This is a genomic window from Rhizobium sp. SU303, assembly GCF_021052345.1.
Classification (GTDB): domain Bacteria; phylum Pseudomonadota; class Alphaproteobacteria; order Rhizobiales; family Rhizobiaceae; genus Rhizobium; species Rhizobium laguerreae.
Map to the genome: position 1 here is coordinate 3,095,804 of NZ_CP088095.1, position 22,614 is coordinate 3,118,417.

Genomic DNA, 22,614 nt, shown 5'->3' on the forward strand with positions numbered 1-22,614 from the left:
ATGCTTGACATCCACTCCCTATCCAAGATCTATCCCAACGCAACACATGCTCTGCAAGACTTCTGCCTCAGTATCGGCAAGGGAGAGTTGGTCGCGGTCATCGGGGGATCGGGTTGCGGCAAGAGCACCCTTCTGAGACTGTTGTCGGGCCTCGAAGCCCCTACACAAGGCGAAATCAGCCTGGAGGGACGGCTGCTGACAGAGCCGGACTCGCTCGTGAATATCGTCTTCCAGGAGCCCCGGCTCTTTCCATGGCTGACAGTCGCGGACAATATCGGTTTCGGCCTGCGCCATCTGGCAAGCAGCGAACGGGATGAGCAGGTATCGGCGGCCCTGGAGAAGATTGGCCTTCGCGGGTACGAGAAGCGCTGGATAAAGGAGCTGTCCGGCGGGCAGGCGCAACGCGTGGCCTTGGCGCGAGCACTCGTGACGAAGCCGGCGGTTCTCCTATTGGACGAGCCCTTCTCCGCACTCGATGCGATGACGCGTGTCGAACTCCAGGATCATCTGATTGATCTATGGCGCGTGAATGCCACGACGATGCTGCTCGTCACGCACGATATCGAAGAGGCAGCCTTTTTGGCGGATCGCGTCGTCGTGATGCGCCCCTGGCCGGGACGCATTCTAGAGGTGGTCGATATAGGCCTGCCGCGACAACGCAATCGCATGTCGGACGAATTGGCCGAAGTCAAAAGGCGTCTTTCCGATCTTCTGGCTCATTCTCTCAATGATGGCAGCCGCACGGCAAGCGCCTAAAAACGAAATGCGTCGCGGAGCGAACCGGACGCACTTCGTTCGAGGATGCGGAAACTGTCAGGCTGCCGTCGCCATGCGGGCGGATGCCGTCAGCCTCGCCGGCAGCTTGCGCATTATTTCTTCGGCAAAACAGGCAGCGTTTTCCCGGGCCTTGTCGAGATTGCTGACGCGTGTAGGATCGATGGTGTGCAGCGTGCCGCCACAGTCGAAGATGTCGCGGAAGGCGGAGCGTTCGATGATAGCGGTATCGAGCACCGGCACATGCCGCTCGCTGAGCAGCGACTTGACGACTTGCAGCGCCCGCGTCGTCACCATCGAGTTGACGCGGGTGAGCACCACCGAATGGCCGATCTTGATGCCCGCCTTCTCATCCAGATACTGCAGCAGTTCGAGCACCTGCGCGCCGCCGCGCGCATCCATCGCACAGCCCTGGATCGGGATCAACACATGGTCGGAAAGCCCGACGGCGGTGGCGAGCAGCGGATTGCGCGCACCCGGCAGGTCGACGATGAAATAGTCGGTATTGTGCTTGTTCTCGCTGATATGCAGCGGCAGCGACGCAGTCGTCACGAAATCGATCACCGAAACATTGGGCACATGACCTGATATTTCGTGCCAGCGTGAAATCCAGTGCTGCGGATCGGCGTCGAGAATGGTGACGCGATAACCTTTGCGGGCAAGCTCGGTCGCGAGCAGCAGAACAGCGGTCGTTTTGCCGGCGCCGCCCTTGGTATTTGCGAATGTGATGACAGGCATGTTCGGTCCTCAGAAGGGATGGTGCGAGCTGGAATCGCTCTTTTACGCACCGTCGGAGCATCGTGCGGTTAATGCATCCTTTCTAATCATGGTTAACAAATTCGAAACACGCGCGGCGAAATTGCAGCCGGTATTTTTCACATCCCTAAAAATAGGGATGCCACCGAAACGAAAAAAGCCTGGAAAACCAAGGTTTTCCAGGCCAGTCTGTAGGTCCGCTCTTATGTTGTCAGAAACAATCCCTGAAAAGGGCCTTGGTATTTTCGAGTGTCATTGCAACCGGGTTGCCGCCAGCACTCGGATCTTCGATCGCCATGGCCGACAATTCGTCGATGCGGTCGTCAGCGATTCCCATCGCCGACAGCGTCTCCGGCACGCCCAGTTCGGAGCGGAGCTTCAGCACATAATCGTAAAACCCGTCGAAACCGCCCGAAATGCCGAGATAGGCCGCGGCACGGCCGATCTTCTCCTCGATCGCCTTGCGGTTGAAGCGCAGCACCGCCGGCATCACCACCGCGTTGGTCATGCCGTGATGGGTGTTGTAGACGGCGCCGATCGGGTGCGACAGCGCGTGAATGGCGCCGAGCCCCTTCTGGAAGGCGACCGCCCCCATGGCGGCGGCGGCCATCATGTTGGCGCGGGCTTCCAGATCCGTGCCTTCTCTATAGGCGCGCGGCAGGAATTCCTTGACGAGCCGCATGCCTTCGAGCGCGATGCCGGCTGACATCGGGTGATAGAAGGGCGAGGAATAGGCCTCCAGGCAATGGGCGAAGGCATCCATGCCGGTGCCGGCCGTGATGATCTTCGGCATACCGACCGTCAGTTCCGGATCGGAGATGACGACGCCAGGCAGGAACTTCGGATGGAAGATGATCTTCTTCACATGAGTTTCGGAATTGGTGATGACGCTGGCGCGCCCGACTTCCGAACCGGTGCCTGCCGTTGTCGGCACCGCGACGATCGGGGCGATGCCCTCGAGGCTCGCACGCGTCCACCAGTCGCCGATATCTTCGAAGTCCCAGACCGGCCGCGCCTGGCCGGCCATGAAGGCGACGCACTTGCCGAGATCGAGGCCGGAGCCACCGCCGAAGGCGACGACGCCGTCATGACCGCCGTCCTTGAAAGCCCTAACGCCGGCTTCAAGGTTCTTCTCGTTCGGGTTCGGGTCGACATCGGCAAAGATCGCCCGGCCGAGACCGGCATCTTCGAGAATATCGAGCGCCGTCTTGGTGATTGCCATCGAGGCAAGGCCGCGGTCGGTGACGAGCAGCGGCTTCTTGATGCCGAGGCTCTTGCAGGCGTCGGCCAGTTCCGCGATGCGGCCCCGGCCGAGCTTAACCGATGTCGGATAGCTCCAGTTTGCGGTGATGTTGCTGCTCATGCTGTGACTTTCTTCAGATGGAAGGATTTCGGACGCGTCAGATTGTGGAAGCCGATGATCGACAACGAGCCGCCGCGGCCGGTCTCCTTGACGCCGGTCCAGCACAGCGCCGGGTCGAGATAGTCTGCACGGTTCATGAAAACGGTGCCGGTTTCGATCTCGCGGCCGAGCCGCCCTGCTCGCTCGGCATCCCTGGTCCAGAGCGAGGCCGTCAGCCCGTACTGGCTGTCGTTCATCAAGGCGAGTGCCTCCTCGTCGCTCTTCACCTTCATGATGCCGACTGCCGGACCGAAAGTCTCCTCGCGCATGAAGGCCATCGAGTGGTCGACATCGACGAGAATCTCAGGTGCGAGATAGGCGCCGCCGTCATCCTGGGGGAAAAGCTTGGGATCGACAAGCGCTTTGGCGCCCTTCGAAACCGCATCGGCGATCTGCTCGCGCACCACCTTGGCGAAGCGCTTATGCGCCATCGGCCCGAGTGACGTATCGGGATCGAGCGGATTACCGAGCTTGTAGTTCGACACCCAGGCAACCGACTTCTCGACGAAGGCGTCATAGAGCGATTCATGCACGTAGATGCGCTCGATGCCGCAGCAGCACTGGCCGGAATTGTAGGTCGCGCCGTCCATCAGCGTGTCGACGGCCGCCTCGAGATCGGCGTCCTCCATGACATAACCCGGATCCTTGCCGCCGAGTTCGAGGCCAAGGCCGGTGAATGTGCCGGCGGCGGCCCGCTCCATCGACCGCCCGCCTTCGACCGATCCGGTGAAGTTGACGAAATTGAAGCTGCCGGCGGCAATCAGCGCCGACGTCGTTTCGTGATCGAGGAAGACGTTCTGGAACACATCTTCGGGAACGCCGGCCTCGGTGAAGGCCTGCACCAGCCGCTCACCGACCAGCAGCGTCTGCGAGGCATGTTTCAGCACCACCGTATTGCCGGCCATCAGCGCCGGCGCGATCGTGTTGATCGCCGTCATGTAGGGATAGTTCCATGGTGCGACGACGAAGACGACGCCATGCGCTTCGCGCTCGATGCGCCGCTCGAAACGATCGCTCTCCTCGACGACAACAGGCGCCATCGCATCCGCCGCGATCGAGGCGACATAGTTGGAACGCTCGTTGAAGCCCTTGTATTCGCCGCCATACTTGACCGGCCGGCCCATCTGCCAGGCAAGCTCCGGCACGACGACATCGGACATCTCGTTCAGCCGCGCAGCACCCTTCAGCACCAGTTGCACACGCTCTTCGAGCGGCCGTTTCGCCCAGGCTTTCTGCGCCTTGCGAGCGCGCGCCACCACATCCTTGGCGGCATCGAGAGAAAGGGCTGCGCGCTCGGCATAGACCGACCCGTCAACCGGTGAAATACATTGGATCATTGCCATGATCTGTTCCTGTCCTCGTATTCTTCAAAATTTGAGTGAGGCCGTGGCCCCTCATCCGCCTGCCGGCACCTTCTCCCCATAAACGGGGCGAAGGGGATATGCCGCACCGGCTTTCCCCAACATCGACGCTGCGTTTGCCACGTACCCTCTCCCCGTTTTTACGGGGAGAGGGTTAGGGTGAGGGGCAAGCAGCCCGCAAATGCCTATTAAGCTCTTTCGAAACCGCGCGCCACTTCCCAATCGGTGATGCGGCGGTCGTATTCTTCCTGCTCCCATTCGGCAGCGCGGGTGTAATGGTCGATCACGTCGTCGCCAAAGGCTTTGCGCAGCATCGCCGATTCCGTCATTTCAGTCGCCGCCGCGCGTAGCGTGCGCGGGATCTCGCGAACGCCCTTGCCGCCATAGGCGTCGCCGACGAAGGGCGCTTCGAGCTCAAGCTTGTTTTCGATCCCGTCAATGCCGGCGGCGAGCAGCGCGGCGAAGGCGAGATAGGGATTGAGATCGGAGCCGCCGACGCGGCACTCGATACGAATTCCCTTGGTCTCCTCGCCGCAGAGCCGGTAGCCGGCGGTGCGGTTGTCCTTGCTCCAGATCGCCTTGGTCGGCGCGAATGTGCCGGCCATGAAACGCTTGTAGGAATTGATGTAGGGCGCCAGGAAATAGGTGATCTCGCTCGCATGGGCGAGAAGCCCGGCGACGTAATTGTGCATCAGCGGCGACATGCCGTATTTGCCGGTATGGTCGAAGAATAGCGGCTTTTCCTCCAGGCTCCAGAGCGACTGATGAATATGCGAGGAACTGCCGGCGGCATTGTAATTCCACTTGGCCAGGAAGGTGATGGCTTTGCCCTTCGACCAGGCGATCTCCTTGCAGCCGTTCTTGATGATCGCGTGCCGGTCGGCCATGGCGAGCGCATCGGCGTAGCGCACGTTGATCTCCTCCTGGCCGGCCGAAGCCTCGCCCTTGGAGTTCTCGACCGGAATGCCGGCGCCCTGCAGCCCGGTGCGGATCGCCCGCATCACCTCTTCTTCCTTGGTGGTCTGGAAGATGTGGTAGTCCTCGTTATAGGCGCTGGCGAGCTTGAGGTTGCGGTAGCCGGAAGCCTGCGCCGCCTCGTAGGTCTGGTCGAACAGGAAGAATTCGAGCTCGGAGGCCATGTAGGCCTTCATGCCCATATCCTCGAGGCGCTTGACCTGCTTCTTCAGGATCGCGCGCGGCGAGTGGGCGACCTCCTCGTGCGTATGATGGTCAAGCATATCGCAGAGCACCAGCGCGGTGCCTTCGAGCCAAGGAATACGGCGCAGCGTCGCAAGATCCGGCTTCATCGTATAGTCGCCGTAGCCCTTCTCCCAACTTGTCGCCTTGTAGCCGGAGACGGTCTCCATCTCCATATCGGTAGCAATCAGATAGTTGCAGCTGTGCGTTTCCTTCCAGGCGCTCTCGACGAAGTATTCCGCCTGGAAACGCTTGCCCATCAGCCGGCCCTGCATATCCACCTGGCAAGCCAGAACCGTATCGATGCGCCCTTCGGCAACATCCTTCCTGAGATCTTCGATTGTGTAGCTGCTGCTCATGATTGATCCGCCTGAATTAGGATTGAAAAACGGGGCAACGAAATCGCATGCGCTCGGCCGGACTTTGCGGCCTGATGCCTTTTCGTTGAACCGGTGATGGGGCCGCAGGATGCGGCCCCGCCATTTGAGAGGGAAGCTCGATGCTTAGTTTTCGCCGCTTTCGCCGACGGCGGCTTCGGCGGCCGCGATCTCGGCCTGGCGCTTTGCCACTTCGGCACCGATCGGCGGCCCCTTGAAGCGGCGGCTTTCGAAGCCGAACCAGACGATTGCCGTCAGCACCAGGAAACCGACGGTGATGTAGAGCGCCCATTCATTCGGCGGCTGGATGCCGAGGATGAAGATCAGGATCATCGCGATGACAGTCAGCACAGCAAAGAGCTTGAAGGCGCCTTCGCCGAGGTTCCACGGACCCATCTTGTCCCACTTCGACGTGCCCCAGGCAAAGAGACCGAGGGTGATCGGGATCGCGAAGGAGAAGAACAGGAAGATGACCGTGCACGACACGACGATCGTATAGACCGGCGTGTCACCGATCGTAGCGAGCGAAGAGCCCCAGACGAACAGAACCGACAGGATCGAGCCGGTCCAGATCGCGGCCACCGGCGTGCGATACTGCGGGCTGACCTTCGACAGCGCCTTCGATGCCGGCAGACCGCCGTCACGCGAGAAGGCAAAGATCATGCGCGAGACCGAGGTGACGGTCGCAAGGCCGCACAGCCACTGGCTGACCAGGATGGCAAAATAGAGAATGTCCTTGACGATCGGGTTCACTTGGCTGTCCATCGCCCAGAAGAACACGTTCCAGCCCTGCTTTGCGGCATCGTCCATGTTCGGCAGCATGAGAACGAAGGCGCACAGCATGATGTAGCCGAAAAGCGCCGACCAGAGCACCGACGCGACCATGCCGCGCGGAACAGATTCGGCAGCCTTGACTGTCTCTTCCGACGTATGCGCCGAGGCGTCATAGCCGGTGATGGTATAGATCGGCAGCAGCAGGCCGAGAAGGAAGACCCAGGCGCTTGAGGTGGTCGGCCAGACATTGCCGCCGACTTCGCCGGAATAATTGGCAAAGGTGAAGAGGCGGCCGAACTCGTAGGAGGGCGCCGCGGCGAGGCAGACGAGCGCTAGCGCGATCGATGTCGCGAAGATCAGATACCCCGAGAAATCGGTCAGCTTCGCGGTCAGGCCGATGCCCATGTGGTTCACGAGCGCTTGCGCGCCGGTGATGATCACGAGGAAGATGATGCGCACCGTCGTCGAGTCGGTCAGCCCGAGATAGGTCGTGCCGAACGAACCCATGAAGAAATAGTAGGTACCGACATTGATGGCGCCAAGCACGGTGACGAGACCGAGCAGGTTGAACCAGGCGGTCAGCCAGCCGGTGAAACGGTTGCCGAGGATCGAACCCCAGTGATAGAGACCGCCGGCCGTCGGATAGGCCGAGCTGATCTGCGCCATGGCGACGGCGAAGACGAGCGAGATGAAGCAGCCGAGCGGCCAACCGATGCCGATTGCGGCACCGCCGGCACCGGAGGTCGCCTGGGCCAGCGAATTGATGCCGCCGGAGAGAATGCAGATGATGGAAAATGAGACGGCGAAATTCGAAAATGAACTCATGCGCCGTTCGAGTTCCTGGGCATAGCCCATGGAATGCAGGATGTGCACATCCTGCTTCTTGTCCAGTTCGGTATAGTCCGACATGACTTCCCCCTGTTCACGACCGGCCGCGGGATTGCGGGCCGATTCAGTGCCAATTGTCCGTGGCATTTTCGCCATGCGGACGTCCGCAGATAAACTGCTCCCTCGGGTCTTCTTTTTATCAGGCGTCCAAGCTTTGCTGGAGCAGCCCTTTTAGATAGTCAGCCATGACCCCTTGGCCGCTATCGTCTGCGATGAGGTCGTTGCGGACCTCGATCATCACATTGCGCAAGCCGTTCGAAAGCCCGTGCAGGATCAGCGTGTGGGTCACGCCGTCCTCGGGTCCGTAGGGCTCGTTGCGTTCCGTCCTGTAAAGCGGCGCCTCTGCCGCTGCCCTCAGCATCAGGTCGGCGAGCCGGCTATCCTCATCGTGCAATATGCCGAGCTCGACCGCGCGTTCGCGGCCATGATAGACCGGCGTGAAGCTGTGCATCGTCACGATGATGCTGTCCTGCCCTTTCGCCCGGCGATCGCGGATCAGCCCGCGAATGGCGTCGTGGAAAGGCACATAGAGCGCATCGGTGCGCGCAAGCCGTTCTTCGGGGCTCAAATTCTTATTGCCGGGAATGTCGTAGATTTCGCTGGTCTCCGGCATGGCGCCGGGTGAACTGGGCGGCCGGTTGCAGTCATAGATAAGCCGCGAGAACCGCTGGTAAGCGAGCGTCGCGTCAAGCACTTCCGATAGGATGCGGGCGACCGCCAGCGCGCCCGGGTCCCAGGCGATGTGACTGGAGAGCGCTTCGCTGGGCAGGCCGAGATCGCCGAAAACGGCTGGAAGCGCATTCGAAGCGTGCTCACAGATAAGAAGTACCGGGCTCCGGCCCTGGATGCGCTCGATCCCGACGCAGTCGCCGTCCGCTTCGCTGAGGATTTTCGGCCGGGCCAGCACCAAAGGCGCCACTCCTATCCCTTAACAAATTCTTGATGAAGAAAAGAATTCTTCAGGTTTCGGTCAGTGTCAAGCATGGGCTGAAAATTTCTTTTCATGACACTGGTTGACATGGATTGTGACAGCGTTGTTAACTTTGAGTGGGAAAGTGGCGCCAGACCATCCCGGGGAGCATAGTTACGTGACAGTTGCGTCGAAGACGGTTTCGGACGTCATACACTCGCATTTGGGGGTGTTGACGCGTGCCGAGAAGCAGTTGGCCGAAAGCCTTCTCGACAATTATCCGGTTTCCGGCCTCGGCAGCATCACCACGATTGCCGAGAATGCCGGCGTCTCGACGCCGACCGTCGTGCGCATGGTGCAGAAGCTTGGCTTCAAGGGCTATCCGGACTTTCAGGCGCATCTGCATCAGGAAGTCGAAGCGACGATCTCGAACCCGATCGCCAAGCACGACCGCTGGGCGCAGAACGCACCAGGCACCCATATTCTCAACCGTTTCGCCGATGCCATCATGGGCAATCTGCGCCAGACGCTGACCGATCTCGACACCGCGACGTTCGACAGCGTCGCCGCGTTGCTCTCCGACCGCAAGCGCGGCCTTTATTTCGTTGGCGGCCGCATCACCGGCGCGCTTGCCGAATATTTTTTCACGCATATGCAGGTGATCCGGCCGGCAACGACGCTGCTATCGTCGAATTCCAGCAGCTGGCCGCAATATGTCCTCAACATGAATGCCGGCGACATCCTGATCATCTTCGACATCCGCCGCTATGAGCAGGAGATGGTGAGCCTTGCGACCGCCGCCCGCAAGCGCGGCGCCGAAATCATCGTCTTCACCGACCAGTGGGGTTCGCCCGCGGCCAAGCTCGCCAAGCATGCCTTCCGCGTCCGGATCGAGGCGCCGTCGGCCTGGGATTCCTGCGTCGTCACCCTTTTCATCGTCGAAGCGCTGATCGAGGCCGTGCAGAATTCGACCTGGGACGAGACGAAGGAGCGCATGAAGACACTGGAAGGCCTGTTCGAGCAGACCAGGCTTTTCCGCAAACCGGGTTAGGAGGACAAGACTAAAACAGAAGAAAAACAATGACGGATTTTTCGCGGAAACAGACGGCGTTGTCGCAAATAAAGCATTTGTCGCAACCCCTGCTATTCACAGCAGAATTAACGTCACCGAACTGTCACACAAGCTTCATGTAATCTCATTAACAGCATCGCCAGACACTGAAAACCCGAAGGAGAACAACAGTGATCTCTAACATTTCTCAACTTCTGTCGCTTTCTACTGCGATGATCGTGGCCTCGACCGCGATTGCCTCCGCCGAGCCGAGCGCTGAACTTATCGCCGCCGCCAAAAAAGAAGGAAGCCTGACGACGATCGCTCTGCCGCACAGCTGGTGCGGCTATGGCGAGGTCATTGCCGGCTTCAAGGCCAAGTACGGCCTCGAGGTCAACGAACTGAACCCGGATGCAAGTTCGGGCGACGAAATCGAAGCCATCAAGGCCAACAAGGGCAACACCGGCCCGCAGGCTCCTGACGTCATCGACGTCGGCCTCTCTTTCGGCCCGTCTGCCAAGAAAGACGGCCTGATCCAGCCTTATAAGGTCTCCACCTGGGATTCCATTCCTGACAGCGCCAAGGATGCTGAAGGCTACTGGTACGGCGACTATTACGGCGTTCTCGCGCTCCTGGTGAACAAGGATCTCGTCAAGGAATCGCCGACTGACTGGGCCGACCTGAAGAAGAGCGACTATGCAAACAGCGTCGCCCTCGCAGGCGATCCGCGCAGCGCCAACCAGGCTGTCCAGGGCGTCTATGCCGCTGGTCTTTCCGCATCCGGCGGCGACGCTGCCAAGGCAGGCGAAGAGGGCCTGAAGTTCTTCGCCGAACTGAACAAGAGCGGCAATTTCGTGCCGGTCGTCGGCAAGGCTGCTCCCTTCGCGCAGGGCTCCACGCCAATCGTCATCGCGTGGGACTACAACGCCCTCTCGTGGGGAGAAGGCCTGAAGGGCAATCCTCCGTTCGAGGTCGTCGTTCCGAAGACCGGCGTCGTAGCCGGCGTCTACGTTCAGGCGATTTCCGCCTTCGCTCCGCACCCGAACGCTGCCAAGCTCTGGATGGAATATCTCTATTCCGACGAAGGTCAGCTCGGCTGGCTGAAGGGCTATTGCCACCCGATCCGCTTCAACGATCTTGCCAAGAACAACAAGATCCCGAAGGAACTGCTCGACAAGCTGCCGCCGGCAGCAGCCTATGAAAAGGCTGTCTTCCCGACGCTGGAAGAGCAGGCCGCCGGCAAGGAAACCATCACCAAGAACTGGGATTCCGTCGTCGGCGCCAACGTTCAGTAAAGTTTGATCCTGCCTCCCCGCCGCAAGGCGGGGAGGTCTTCTCACTCCGACGCCCCAGGATGAGCTTTTCCATGAGCACCGTTTCAACGCCGATGGCGAGCAGTGCCCCCTTGATCAACAAAGACCGCGTGATCGACTGGCTGGGCATCGCACCCTTCATTATTTTCTCCCTGCTATTCCTGATCATCCCCACGCTTTATCTCGTGGTGGGCGCGTTCCTGACGCCCGAGGGCGATTTCACGCTGAAGAATATCGGCGATCTTTTTACGCCATCAATCATGAGCGCTTACTGGATCAGTATCCGCGTCTCGGTCGCCTCCGCCCTCGGCGGCGCGTTGATCGGGTTTTTCCTTGCCTGGGCGGTCGTGCTCGGCGGCCTGCCCGCCTCCGTGCGCTCGACACTGCTGACCTTCTCCGGCGTCGCCTCGAATTTCGCCGGCGTGCCGCTCGCCTTCGCCTTCCTCGCAACGCTCGGCCGCACCGGCCTTGTGACGATCTTCCTGCGCGAATGGTTCGGCTTCAATCTCTACGGCACCGGCTTCAACCTGCTGTCCTTCTTCGGCCTCACCATCACCTACATGTATTTCCAGATTCCGCTGATGGTGCTGATCCTGACGCCGGCTCTCGACGGCATGAAGAAGGAATGGCGCGAAGCATCGCAGATTCTCGGGGCCACCAACCGTCAGTACTGGACGATGGTCGCGCTGCCGATCCTCTGGCCAAGCCTGCTCGGCACGACGCTGCTGCTCTTCGCCAATGCCTTCGGCGCCATCGCCACAGCCTTTGCGCTGACCGGCAGCTCGCTGAACATCGTGCCGATCCTGCTTTATGCGCAGATCCGCGGCGATGTTCTGCATAATGCCAACCTCGGTTACGCCATCGCGCTCGGCATGATCGTCATCACCGGCGTCTCCAACGTCCTTTACCTCCTGCTGCGCATGCGCGCCGAACGGTGGCAGAAATGAAAGCTCAACGTCTCGGAGCCTGGATCGCCATCATTCTCGGCGCGTCCTACTTCATCATCCCGCTGATCGGCACAATCGAGTTTTCGCTGCGCATGCGCCGCGGCGAATACAGCCTCGACGCCTATCAATCGGTCTTCTCGGACATTCAGTTCCGCGAGACCTTCGGCTATTCCATGCTGATGGCGCTGCTGACCATCGTCTTCGGCATGCTGCTCGTCGTGCCAACGGCCTATTGGGTGCGGCTGCGCCTGCCGCAGATGCGCCCCGTCGTCGAATTCATCACGCTGCTGCCGCTTGTCATTCCGGCGATCGTCATCGTCTTCGGTTACCTCAGGATGTACAATTCGTCGTCCTACCTGCCGCTGACGGGTTCAACGACTGGCACCAACATCCTGCTGGTCTTCTCCTATATCACCCTGTCCCTGCCCTACATGTACCGCGCCGTCGATACCGCCATGCGCGCCATCGACGTCCGCACCCTGACGGAGGCAGCCGAAAGTCTTGGCGCCAGCTGGACGACCATCATGTTCAAGTGCATTTTCCCCAACGTCATGAGCGGCGTGCTCTCAGGCGCCTTTATCACGCTCGCGATCGTCATGGGTGAATTCACCTTCGCCGCACTGCTCAACCGTCCGGCCTTCGGTCCCTACCTGCAGCTCGTCGGTGCCAACAAGGCCTATGAGCCTTCGGCGCTCGCCGTCATCGCCTTCTCGATCACCTGGCTCAGCATGGGCCTGCTCAACCTCGTTTCCCGCGTCGGCAAAGCCCGCCCGGCAAAGGCTTAAGGTAACTGGTTCATGTCCTTTCTCACACTGACCAACATTCAGAAATCCTTCGGCCCGGTGCAGGTCGTCAAGAACTTCAACATGACGATCGAAAAGGGTGAGTTCGTCTCTTTTCTCGGCCCGTCAGGCTGCGGTAAGACGACCGTCCTGCGCATGATCGCCGGCTTCGAAACGCCGACCGGCGGCACGCTGACCATCAATGGCAAGGATCAGAGCTCGCTGAAGCCGAACCAGCGCAACATCGGCATGGTCTTCCAGGCTTATGCATTGTTCCCCAACATGACCGTGCACGACAATGTCGCCTTCGGCCTCAAGGTCGCCGGCGCCCCGAAGCCTGAGATCGACGCCCGCGTCAAGGAAATGCTCGGCCTGATCAAACTCGATCATCTGGCCGACCGCTTCCCCTATCAACTATCGGGCGGCCAGCAGCAGCGTGTCGCCCTTGCCCGCGCGCTTGCCGTCAAGCCGCAGGTGCTGTTGCTTGACGAGCCGCTCTCCGCGCTCGACGCCAAGATCCGTGTGTCGCTGCGCGAGGAAATTCGCCAGATCCAGCAGCAGCTCGGCATCACCACGGTCTTCGTCACCCATGATCAGGAAGAAGCCCTGTCGATCTCCGACCGCATCGTCGTCATGAATGCCGGCAAGGCTGACCAGATCGGTTCGCCCTTCGAGATCTACAACACGCCGGCGACGCGCTTCGTCGCCTCCTTCGTCGGCACGCTGAACCTCATCGAAGCCAAGGTCGTCGATCCCGACACCAACCGCATCCAGATCGGTGATCAGGGCATCACGCTGAAGCAGTCGGTGGCCGCTCACAAGACTGGCGAAACCATCTCGCTGGCCCTGCGTCCGGAAGCCGGCTCGCTCTCCAACAGCGTCAAGAGCGACACGGCGCTGACCGGCCAGGTCGTTTCGGCCCACTTCCTGGGGTCGGTCATTCGCACCCGCATGAATGTTGGGGGCAACGTCATCTCCTTCGACATGTTCAACAGCCCCGGCATCACCCCGCCGCAGGCCGGCGAAACCGTAACCCTGCGCTTCATGGCAGCCGACCTGCTGATCATCCGCGACTGATTTCGCCAATACTGCTGAGGCAAAGGGCGCCGCGAAACGGCGCCTTTTTCATTTCAGGTTGTCCGACCTGTCAGCAATCGTGATGCAGCCATCACCATAAGGCACTTGAACTCTCCGAGGCCGGTGCCAGAAGTTGAGCAAACCAAATGAGCCCGGTAGCCCTCTGCCTGGCACTTTAAGAAATGGGATATTTCAATGATTACCTGCCACCTGCGCTATGTGATCGATCCGTACAAGCTTGCCGAATTCGAGCAATATGCCCGGCTCTGGATTCCGATCGTCAACAGGATGGGCGGCACCCATCACGGTTATTTCCTGCCATCCGAAGGCGCCAACAATATTGCCGTTGCGCTGTTTTCCTTCCCGAGCCTTGCCGCCTACGAGGACTATCGCACACGCATGGCAAGCGATCCGGAATGTCAGGCGGCTTTCGAACTCGACAAACGCAACCGCAGTATCGTCAGCTATGAACGCAGCTTCATGCGGCCGGTGCTCGACTGATCAAACCCGCGCACGCCGACTGTAAACGAATACCCCGTCGGGTTGGCTGGCGGGGCTTTTCCGTTCTGTCACGCGCTCAGCGGATCGCCTGGTCGTCGACGTCGAAACGATGGACGTGGGCCTGGTCCGGCGTTGCATAGACGATCTCGTCCGGCTCGTACTGATGCTCGCCAAACAGACGTGCGGTCAGCAGGCCGCACTGGTCGGATTCCAGATAGATGATCGTGTCGGCGCCGAGATGCTCGACATGCACGACCTTCGCAGCCCAGGTCCCCTGGTCGCGCGACAGCGTCAGGTGTTCGGGACGCACGCCGATCGTCTTGGCGCTGTGGTCGCCGACCTTCTCTGCCGCAATGAAATTCATCTGCGGCGAGCCTATGAAGCCGGCGACGAAGACATTGGCCGGTCGTTTGTAGAGTTCCATCGGCGAACCGATCTGCTCGATCGCGCCGGCATTCAGCACCACGATCTTGTCGGCAAGCGTCATCGCCTCGACCTGGTCATGGGTGACATAGATCATCGTTGCCTTCAGGCTGCGGTGCAGCCGGGCGATTTCGAGGCGGGTCTGGACGCGCAGCGCCGCATCGAGGTTCGACAGCGGCTCGTCGAACAGGAAGAGTTCCGGTTCGCGCACGATGGCGCGGCCGATGGCGACGCGCTGGCGCTGGCCGCCGGAGAGCTCGGCCGGCCGGCGCGCCAGATAGGGTTGCAACGAGAGCATGCCGGATGCCTTGCCGACACGCCTATCGATCTCATCCTTGGCGGTGCCGGCCTGCTTGAGACCAAGTCCCATATTGTCCTTGACCGTCAGATGCGGATAGAGCGCGTAGGACTGAAACACCATGGCGATGCCGCGCTTGGCCGGCGGCGTCAGGGTCTCATCGCGGCCATTGATGACGACGGCGCCTGACGTGACGTCTTCGAGGCCGGCGATGCTGCGCAGCAGCGTCGATTTCCCGCAGCCCGACGGCCCGACGAAGATGACGAATTCGCCGTCCTTGACCTCAAGGTCGATGCCTTTCAGCACCTCATGCGTGCCATAGGTCTTGCGGATGGATTTGAGTTGAAGCGATCCCACGGGTCTTTCCTTATAATCTGACCGGCTGGCCGGTGCGCACGCTCTCGTCGGCGGCAAGGCAGATGCGCAGCGACGCCACCGCATCCGCCATATGGCGGTCGAGGTCCAGATCCTCGCGGATCGCCCTCAGCATGAAGGCCTGTTCCAGGTTGCAGAGTTCCTGATGACCGGGCTCTCCTTCCATCGTCATGTCCTGGTCGGGCCGGATGAACTTGCCGTCCGGGCCGGTCTCGGCCGTGTGCAGACGGATCACCGAGGTCTTGGTGTGCGTGTCGATATCGTCGGACCTCGCGTTCGGATCCATGACGATCGACACCGCCCCCTTCGGCGACATCACATCTTTCACGAAGAAGGCTGTTTCCGAGATCATCGGGCCCCAGCCGGCCTCGTACCAGCCGACGGAACCGTCCTCGAACAGCACCTGCAGGTGACCGTAATTATACATGTCGGCAGCGATCTCGTGGGACATGCGCAGTCCCATGCCGCGTACCTCGACGGCCCTCGCATCGGTGATCTGGCACATGACGTCGACATAATGCACGCCGCAATCGACGATCGGCGAGGTCGTGCGCATCAGCGACTTGTGCGTCGCCCAGGTCGGGCCGCTGGACTGCTGGTTGAGGTTCATGCGGAAGACGTAAGGCGGGCCGAGCTTGCGCGCCTCCTCGATCAGCTTCATCCAGGAAGGATGATGGCGAAGGATATAACCGATCACCAGCTTGCGCCCCGCCTTCCTGGCTGCCGCGACGACGCGCTCGGCGTCGGCGACGGTGGTCGCCAGCGGCTTTTCCACGAAGACATCACAGCCCGCCTCGAAGGCGGCGACCGCATAATCGGCATGGCTGTCGGAATAGGTGTTGATCGAGCAGAGGTCCGGCTTCAGCTTGGCCAGCGCCGTCGTGAAGTCGGGATGGATCGTATAGTCCTGCAGCTCAGGCTCCAATTGCGGCGTCGAGCGGTTGACGAGACCGACGATCTCGAAGCCTGGATTGTTATGATAGGCGAGCGCATGGCTGCGGCCCATATTGCCGAGGCCGGCAACGAGCACGCGGATCGGTTTTTCGGTCACTTGACGGCTCCTGACGTGATGCCGCGGATCAGCTGCCGCGAGAAGATGACATAGAGGACGAGGATCGGCAGGATCGCCAGCGACAGCGCCGCCAGCACCGCATTCCAGTTGGTGACGAACTGGCCGATGAAGATCTGCGAGCCGAGCGTCACCGTCTTGGTCGCCTCGGAGGGCGCCAGGATCAGCGGGAACCAGAGATCGTTCCAGATCGGGATTATGGTGAACACCGCGACCGTCGCCATGGCCGGGCGCACCAGCGGCAGCACCAGGCGAAAGAAGATCGCATATTCGGAAAGCCCGTCGATGCGGCCGGCATTCTTCAGATCGTCCGAAACCGTGCGCAAGAATTCCGACAGGATGAAGATCGCCAGCGGTATGCCCTGCGCGGTATAGACCAGGATCAGCGCCGTCAGCGTATTGACGAGGCCGGCCGCCACCATGCCCTGCAGGATCGCCACCGTGCCGAGACGGATCGGGATCATGATGCCGATCGCCATGTAGAGCCCGAGCAGCATATTGCCGCGGAAACGGTATTCGGAAAGCGCAAAGGCCGCCATGGCGCCGAAGAGCAACACCAGCAGGATCGAGACGATCGTGACGATAAAGCTGTTCTGGAAATAGGTGGCGAAATCGCCCTGCCCGAGCACCGTCTGATAGCCGACCAGACTGAAGGTCGACGGCGTCGGGATCATCAGCGGCTCGCGGAAGATCGAAGCACGATCCTTGAACGAGTTGACGATGGTCAGGAACACCGGAAACAACGCGACCAGCGTATAGGCGCTCAGCGCCAGATGTACGAGGCCGGTGCGGATGGGAGATGTGCGTGCCTTGGACATGCGCGCTCCTCAGAACTGGTAGCGACGCATGCGCCGCTGGATGACGAAGAGATAAAGCGAGACGCCGGCGAGGATGATGAGGAACATCACCGTGGCAATCGTCGCGCCCATCGAGCGGTCGCCGAGCTGAAGCTGGAAACCGAAGAAGGTGCGGTAGAGCAGCGTGCCGAGAATGTCGGTCGACATGTCAGGCCCGGCCAGCGCCCCCTGCACAGTATAGATCAGGTCGAAGGCGTTGAAATTGCCGACGAAGGTCAGGATCGAGATGATGCCGATCGCCGGCAGAATGAGCGGCAGCTTGATTTTCCAGAACTGAGCCCAACCGGTAATGCCGTCGCATTCGGCCGCCTCGATCACCTCTTCGGGGATGCTGAGCAGTGCGGCATAGATCAGCATCATCGGAATGCCGATATATTGCCAATTCGAGATCAGCGACACCGCGATCAGCGCCGAACCGGCCTTGCCGAGCCAGGGCGCGAACAGGAATTTCAAGCCGATGAGATCGAGCATCCAGGGCGCCACGCCCCAGATCGGCGAAAGGATGAGCTTCCAGATGAAGCCGACGATGACGAAGGAGAGTAGCGTCGGCAGGAACATCGCCGTGCGGTAGAAGGCGACGCCGCGGAGCTTCGGCACCGAAAGCAGGGCGGCAAGCGCCACACCGATCGGGTTCTGCACGCACATGTGGATGGCAAAGAAGATCAGGTTGTTGACCAGCGCATTCCAGAAATCGCGCGCCCAGCGCGCATCGCCGAACAGCACCTTGAAATTCGCCAGTCCGACGAAGGCCGGCTGCCCGTCGACCGTATTGTAGAGCGAAAGCCTGAGCGTTTCGATGAGCGGCAGCACCATGACGGCAGAATAGACGATCAGGGCTGGCAGCATGAAGACGAAGATATGCCAGCGCACCGGGCGCCTGATCGGGACGATATCGACCGTGTTGTCGGTTTCGCTCATGGCTTTTGCCTGTTCTTGTCGACTGGCCGCAAGGTGCAGCGCAGATGGAAACATTGCGCCTCACCCCTGACCGTCTCTCCGGCTGCCGGGAGAAGGAACGTGCCCTGCTTTGATGCCAAGTCGGGCTGGGAGGTCGCTGCGAGTCTCCTTCTCCTCTGAGTGGGAGAAGATGGCCGGCAGGCCGGATGAGGGGCGGCAAACGCCGCCCCTCCACACGCTATCACTTGGCCGGCTTGTACCAGCTGTCGAGGCCGTCCTGCAGCTTCTTGGCGGCAACCGCAGGCGTATCCGTGCCGTTGATCACGTTGGCCGATTCGACCCAGGTCTCGTTTTCGAGGTTCGGCGTGCCACGCGACAGGATCTGGTAGGTCGAGCGCACCGTCGACTTGTACGGGCCGCGCCAGGAAACGAATTCCTGAGCGAGCGGATCGGACATCTTGACCGGGGTGGAGTTCAGGCTGAAGAAGCCCGGCAACGAGTTGGCGTAGATATCAGCGAACTCCGGCGAAGCGACCCAGCTGAGGAACTTCTTGGCTTCCTCGGCATGGGTGCTCTTTGCGTTCAGGGCAACACCGATATCCGGATGGTCGGAGATGTAGCCCGTGTCGCCTGCCTTCGGAACCGGCGGCGGGAAGGCGCCCATCTTGAACTGGGCCTGGCTGTTGAACAGCGCGATTTCCCACGAACCGGCAGGATAGATCGCCGCGCGGCCGAGCGTGAACAGGTTCTGGCTGTCGGAGTAGGTCTGGGCCTCGAAGCCGTCGCCGAGATAGGGCTTCCACTTGGCAAGCTCTTCATAGGGCTTGACCCATTCGGCATCGGTCAGCTTCTGCTTGCCGGCGATCAGAGCGGCGCGGCCGTCCTCACCCTTCCAGTAGTTCGGGCCGATGTTCTGATAGCCCATGGTAGCGGCTTCCCAGAGGTCCTTCGTGCCCATGGCGAGCGGAATGTAGGTGCCGTCGGCCTTGATCTTGTCGAGCGCTGCGTAGAACTCGTCCTGCGTCTTCGGCACGGAGATGCCGAGCTTGTCGAAGGCATCCTTGTTGTAGATGAAGCCGTGAATGACCGAAGCCATAGGCACGCAGAAGGTGGACTTGCCGTCGTCGGTGCTCCAGGCGGCCTTGGCGACCGGCGAGAAGTTCTCCATGCCAGGCAGGCTGGTGATGTCGGCGAGCTGCTTCTTGTTGAAGAGTTCGAGCGAGGCATCGAACGGACGGCAGGTGATGATATCGCCTGCGGAGCCGGCATCAAGCTTGGCGTTCAGCGAGGCGTTGTATTCGGTCGGCGCGGTCGGCGAGAAGACGATCTTGATGCCCGGGTTCTTGGCTTCGAAGGCCGGGATGATCTTTTCCTGCCAGATCTGCAGATCGTCGTTACGCCAGCTTTCCACCGTCAGCGTGACGTCGGCGGCATGGACGAGGCCCGCTGAAGTCAGCAGACTGGAGGCAAGCAGCAAGCTTTTCAGAGCAGTGTTTTTCATTTCCCTCTCCTGTTTTAAAGCGCCGCTAGGCGCTGTCTTCGATCTGAAACAAGCAATTGGCGTGTTTGAGGTAACACCCAATGCCCCTTGGAGGACCGCCAGCAATGCCGGTCCCGAAAGCTCAACGGACACGAAGGCGGACGCCTGCGGCCGAACTGCGCGCCTTCCCGGCGACTGCACCAGGTGGCGAAATGATGGGGAAAGCCGATGGATGCCTGACCTTCACCACCAGCTTGACGGGCCGGCGGGTTGTCATCTCGATCATCCTCGAAGCGGTTCCGGCTTGGTTTAACTGCCGGTTTTCGTGGGCTTCGAAGTGCTGTTCCCTTTTGCCGAATTAATGCCAAAAAAATACCAATTGTCCAGCCGAATTTAACTTTTCGGCCCGATAAAACTCATTAAAAAATTTAATCAAGCAAAATCAATATGATAAAAAGATTGATTTTCTGTGTCATTCCCACTTGGTAAATGGTATTTTTTTGGTATTGTATTAAAAAACATAGGGAACGGCATATTCGGAGGCCCGATGACGGAGCTTGCAATCGGCATAGACGGCGGCGGAACGAGCTGCCGGGCCGCAGTCGCGGACAGGAACGGCAATGTCATCGGCCGCGGCAAATCAGGCCCTGCCAACATCCTGTCGGATCTGGAAAACTCTCTTCTCAACATCGTCGAATCCGCCCGGCAGGCGCTAAGCGATGCTGGGCTTGCCGCTGAAACCCTTCCCTCCGTCGCAGCCGTCGTCGGCGTCGCAGGCGCCAATGTCGGCGATTACGGCAGGCGGATCGAAAAGGCCCTGCCCTTTGCCGAGGGCCGCGTCGTCACGGATGCGCTGATCGCCCTGCAGGGCGCGCTCGGAGATGCCGACGGCATCGTTGGCGCCTTCGGAACAGGCTCGGTCTATAATGCCCGCAAGGACGGCCGGCTGAACGGCATCGGCGGCTGGGGTTTCGTTGTCGGCGACCAGGCAAGCGGTGCCCGCCTCGGCCGCGACCTCCTGGAACGATCACTGCTTGCCCATGACGGGGTGCACCCGGCCTCGCCGATCACCGACGCGGTCATGACAGAATACGGCAACGATCCCGAGCGCATCGTCGAATTCGCCCATTCGGCAAGGCCGAAGGATTTTGCCCGTTACGCGCCTGTTGTCTTCCAACATGCCGCCAAGGACGATGCCGTCGCGGCCGGCATCGTCACGGATGCGGCAACGGCGATCGGCGAAAGTCTCGAAGCACTGCTCTGGCCCGAATGCCCATCGATCTGCCTGCTCGGCGGTCTTGCCGAAGCCTACGAGCCGTGGCTTTCCGAACGCTACCGGTCGCTGCTTGCCAGACCGAAAGGCGATGCCCTGCAAGGCGCGGTGGAACTTGCGGTCAAGCTCTTAAACGACAGGCAGAGAGGTGCGGCATGACCGACGACCTCGCTACCCTCCTTTCCCTGGAGCGCCTGCAGGCAGCCGGCACAGGTCCGCTCTACGTCAAGCTGCGCCGCACGCTCGAAGGAGCCGTGCGCGCCGGCACGCTTGGTCACGGCGATGCGTTGCCCCCCGAACGCGACATCGCCGAATTCGCCGCCGTCAGTCGAGTCACCGTGCGCAAGGCGATCGACGAACTCGTCGCCGATGGCCTGCTGGTGCGCCGTCACGGTTCAGGCACCTTCGTCGCCAAGCCGGTCTCCAAGGTTGAGCAGCGCCTGTCGCAGCTCACTTCCTTCACCGAAGACATGGCGCGCCGCGGCATGTCCTCCCGCTCCGAATGGCTGCACAAAGGCGTCCACACCCCCTCGCCCGACGAGATGATGATCCTTGGCCTCGGTACCGACGTCAAGGTTTCGCGCCTTTCCCGCCTGCGCATCGCCGACGACCAGCCGCTGGCGATCGAGAATGCCAGTGTCTCCGGCGAATTCCTGCCCGATCCCTCGGCCGTCACCAATTCGCTCTATGCCGAACTCGAACGCCTTCAGGTCCGCCCGGTGCGCGCCGTGCAGCGCATCTCCGCGACCAATATGAAGGAAGCCGACGCCCAGCTTCTCGGCGTCTCCGTCGGTGCGGCCGGCCTGTCGATCGAGCGTATCTCCTATCTCGGCTCCGGCCGCGCCGTCGAATTCACCCGCTCGCTCTATCGCGGCGATGCCTATGACTTTGTCGCGGAGCTGACGATCGCGGTGACGTGAGAGGCTTGAATTTATCCGAATTATACGTATAATTCGGATATCGTAAGTTGGAACGGGTAAGATGGCTCAGACCACGGCTCTGGAATTTCAGCGTAAATTCGGCGAATTCCAGCATCAGGCGCAACGTGAACCTGTCGAGATCACCCGGCATGGCCGTCGTGAATTCATCCTCATGTCCGCGGAACACTATGATTGGCTGAAGGCCGCCGCGCAACGGACGCACAAAACCGCCGATGCCCTTTCTGTCGTCATCGATGCCATTGAGCGCGCAGAGATGGATCCTGTCCACGCTCCTCTCGATGAATTGCTGAAATAACATCGCATGGCGTCGCTTCCCGAACCGAGGTCGGGCTTGGTCGTGCGCTACGATTACCTCTGGTCGCGCGAAGCATTGGCGGGTCGCGACCAGGGCAAGGACAGACCAGCCTGTCTCGTCGCGGCAAGCGATAGCCTCGCCAATGCCCGCTACGTCGTTCTGTTGCCGATCACGCACACCCCGCCTTCAGGCGAAACGGTCGGAATCGAAATCCCGCCGAAGGTGAAGCAGGCAATCGGTCTGGATGATGAGCCGAGTTGGGTTATCATCTCGGAATACAATATCGATGAATGGCCGAATGGCGGACTTTCGCCAGTGCCCGGCAGCGGAGGAATACTCGCTTATGGCTTCATTCCGCCTGGACTTTTTGCAACGATCAAGGCGAGGTTTCTTGATCTCGCCAAAGCCAGGAAAAGTGATCCCGTTCGCCGCTAAAGCGTGCCGCACCCTTCGTATTCGCTCCTCGCGCTTTAGGTCTTTGTTTTTATGCATGTCGTTACCGCAAAACCGCAGCACACTTTGTGCGACCTGCTCCAGGTTAAGTTCAGCGATATGATTTTCACATTTATTTTCAAAAACATGAAGCCGGAAAGTGA

At 60.5% G+C, this 22,614-nt stretch carries 22 protein-coding genes; 11 read left to right on the plus strand and 11 right to left on the minus strand.

Features of this window, described 5'->3' with window-relative positions:
- Positions 1 to 756: an ABC transporter ATP-binding protein gene (locus tag RlegSU303_RS15520; RefSeq protein ID WP_131720214.1), complete on the plus strand. Its 756-nt coding sequence runs from the start codon at positions 1 to 3 to the stop codon at positions 754 to 756.
- A gap of 57 nt (positions 757 to 813) precedes the next feature.
- Here the strand turns inward: RlegSU303_RS15520 and RlegSU303_RS15525 are convergent, their stop codons facing one another.
- The 6 genes from RlegSU303_RS15525 to RlegSU303_RS15550 form a co-directional block, all read right to left on the minus strand.
- The gene (locus RlegSU303_RS15525) at positions 814 to 1,512 is read right to left on the minus strand and encodes a ParA family protein (RefSeq protein ID WP_131720213.1); all 699 of its coding nucleotides are present in this window, start codon (positions 1,510 to 1,512) and stop codon (positions 814 to 816) included.
- A gap of 229 nt (positions 1,513 to 1,741) precedes the next feature.
- A complete protein-coding gene (locus RlegSU303_RS15530) occupies positions 1,742 to 2,893 on the minus strand; it encodes an iron-containing alcohol dehydrogenase (RefSeq protein WP_131628523.1) in 1,152 nt (383 codons plus the stop codon).
- Positions 2,890 to 4,275, minus strand: a complete 1,386-nt coding sequence (locus tag RlegSU303_RS15535; protein WP_131645634.1) for an aldehyde dehydrogenase family protein — start codon at positions 4,273 to 4,275, stop codon at positions 2,890 to 2,892. Before RlegSU303_RS15535 ends, RlegSU303_RS15530 begins: the two co-directional genes overlap by 4 nt.
- Positions 4,276 to 4,481: 206 nt before the next feature.
- Positions 4,482 to 5,849 carry a glutamine synthetase family protein gene (locus tag RlegSU303_RS15540; RefSeq protein WP_131628525.1) on the minus strand — a complete coding sequence of 456 codons (1,368 nt, stop codon included), beginning with the start codon at positions 5,847 to 5,849 and terminating at the stop codon, positions 4,482 to 4,484.
- Positions 5,850 to 5,993: 144 nt separating this feature from the next.
- Complete coding sequence (locus RlegSU303_RS15545) at positions 5,994 to 7,550, minus strand: amino acid permease (protein WP_205928090.1); 1,557 nt, start codon at positions 7,548 to 7,550, stop codon at positions 5,994 to 5,996.
- A 118-nt stretch (positions 7,551 to 7,668) separates the two neighbouring features.
- Positions 7,669 to 8,439, minus strand: a complete 771-nt coding sequence (locus tag RlegSU303_RS15550) for an N-formylglutamate amidohydrolase (protein WP_131720228.1) — start codon at positions 8,437 to 8,439, stop codon at positions 7,669 to 7,671.
- 178 nt (positions 8,440 to 8,617) lie between these two features.
- Between RlegSU303_RS15550 and RlegSU303_RS15555 the strand changes: the two genes are divergently transcribed.
- The 6 genes from RlegSU303_RS15555 (at position 8,618) to RlegSU303_RS15580 (ending at position 14,110) form a co-directional block, all read left to right on the plus strand.
- On the plus strand, positions 8,618 to 9,490 hold the full coding sequence (locus RlegSU303_RS15555; protein WP_131720211.1) for a MurR/RpiR family transcriptional regulator: 873 nt from the start codon (positions 8,618 to 8,620) through the stop codon (positions 9,488 to 9,490).
- Positions 9,491 to 9,681: 191 nt separating this feature from the next.
- The gene (locus tag RlegSU303_RS15560) at positions 9,682 to 10,785 is read left to right on the plus strand and encodes an ABC transporter substrate-binding protein (RefSeq protein WP_131720210.1); all 1,104 of its coding nucleotides are present in this window, start codon (positions 9,682 to 9,684) and stop codon (positions 10,783 to 10,785) included.
- A gap of 71 nt (positions 10,786 to 10,856) precedes the next feature.
- Positions 10,857 to 11,750: an ABC transporter permease gene (locus tag RlegSU303_RS15565; protein ID WP_064652265.1), complete on the plus strand. Its 894-nt coding sequence runs from the start codon at positions 10,857 to 10,859 to the stop codon at positions 11,748 to 11,750.
- On the plus strand, positions 11,747 to 12,535 hold the full coding sequence (locus RlegSU303_RS15570) for an ABC transporter permease (RefSeq protein ID WP_027664213.1): 789 nt from the start codon (positions 11,747 to 11,749) through the stop codon (positions 12,533 to 12,535). The genes RlegSU303_RS15565 and RlegSU303_RS15570 overlap by 4 nt, the downstream gene beginning before the upstream one ends.
- Before the next feature lie 12 nt (positions 12,536 to 12,547).
- Positions 12,548 to 13,609, plus strand: a complete 1,062-nt coding sequence (locus tag RlegSU303_RS15575; RefSeq protein ID WP_131720209.1) for an ABC transporter ATP-binding protein — start codon at positions 12,548 to 12,550, stop codon at positions 13,607 to 13,609.
- A gap of 195 nt (positions 13,610 to 13,804) precedes the next feature.
- Positions 13,805 to 14,110: an NIPSNAP family protein gene (locus RlegSU303_RS15580; RefSeq protein WP_131628529.1), complete on the plus strand. Its 306-nt coding sequence runs from the start codon at positions 13,805 to 13,807 to the stop codon at positions 14,108 to 14,110.
- 76 nt (positions 14,111 to 14,186) lie between these two features.
- On the opposite strand, the gene RlegSU303_RS15585 is transcribed toward RlegSU303_RS15580, so the two are convergent.
- From RlegSU303_RS15585 to RlegSU303_RS15605, 5 genes are all read right to left on the minus strand, one after another.
- Complete coding sequence (locus tag RlegSU303_RS15585) at positions 14,187 to 15,188, minus strand: ABC transporter ATP-binding protein (RefSeq protein WP_094088706.1); 1,002 nt, start codon at positions 15,186 to 15,188, stop codon at positions 14,187 to 14,189.
- A 10-nt stretch (positions 15,189 to 15,198) separates the two neighbouring features.
- Entirely contained in the window at positions 15,199 to 16,212 is a 1,014-nt protein-coding gene (locus tag RlegSU303_RS15590; RefSeq protein WP_445944754.1) for a Gfo/Idh/MocA family protein, read from the minus strand.
- Between the two features lie 41 nt (positions 16,213 to 16,253).
- Positions 16,254 to 17,093, minus strand: a complete 840-nt coding sequence (locus tag RlegSU303_RS15595; RefSeq protein ID WP_131720207.1) for a carbohydrate ABC transporter permease — start codon at positions 17,091 to 17,093, stop codon at positions 16,254 to 16,256.
- Between the two features lie 9 nt (positions 17,094 to 17,102).
- Positions 17,103 to 18,050: a carbohydrate ABC transporter permease gene (locus RlegSU303_RS15600; protein WP_017961351.1), complete on the minus strand. Its 948-nt coding sequence runs from the start codon at positions 18,048 to 18,050 to the stop codon at positions 17,103 to 17,105.
- A 220-nt stretch (positions 18,051 to 18,270) separates the two neighbouring features.
- Positions 18,271 to 19,530: an ABC transporter substrate-binding protein gene (locus RlegSU303_RS15605; protein ID WP_017961352.1), complete on the minus strand. Its 1,260-nt coding sequence runs from the start codon at positions 19,528 to 19,530 to the stop codon at positions 18,271 to 18,273.
- Between the two features lie 526 nt (positions 19,531 to 20,056).
- On the opposite strand from RlegSU303_RS15605, the gene RlegSU303_RS15610 reads away from it, so the two are divergent.
- From RlegSU303_RS15610 to RlegSU303_RS15625, 4 genes are all read left to right on the plus strand, one after another.
- Positions 20,057 to 20,941, plus strand: coding sequence for an N-acetylglucosamine kinase (locus RlegSU303_RS15610; protein WP_017961354.1), 885 nt, complete (start codon positions 20,057 to 20,059; stop codon positions 20,939 to 20,941).
- The gene (locus tag RlegSU303_RS15615) at positions 20,938 to 21,702 is read left to right on the plus strand and encodes a GntR family transcriptional regulator (protein WP_027664205.1); all 765 of its coding nucleotides are present in this window, start codon (positions 20,938 to 20,940) and stop codon (positions 21,700 to 21,702) included. Before RlegSU303_RS15610 ends, RlegSU303_RS15615 begins: the two co-directional genes overlap by 4 nt.
- A gap of 61 nt (positions 21,703 to 21,763) precedes the next feature.
- The gene (locus RlegSU303_RS15620; RefSeq protein ID WP_017961356.1) at positions 21,764 to 22,018 is read left to right on the plus strand and encodes a type II toxin-antitoxin system prevent-host-death family antitoxin; all 255 of its coding nucleotides are present in this window, start codon (positions 21,764 to 21,766) and stop codon (positions 22,016 to 22,018) included.
- A 6-nt stretch (positions 22,019 to 22,024) separates the two neighbouring features.
- Positions 22,025 to 22,453, plus strand: coding sequence for a hypothetical protein (locus RlegSU303_RS15625; protein WP_231283210.1), 429 nt, complete (start codon positions 22,025 to 22,027; stop codon positions 22,451 to 22,453).
- Positions 22,454 to 22,614 lie beyond the last annotated feature (161 nt).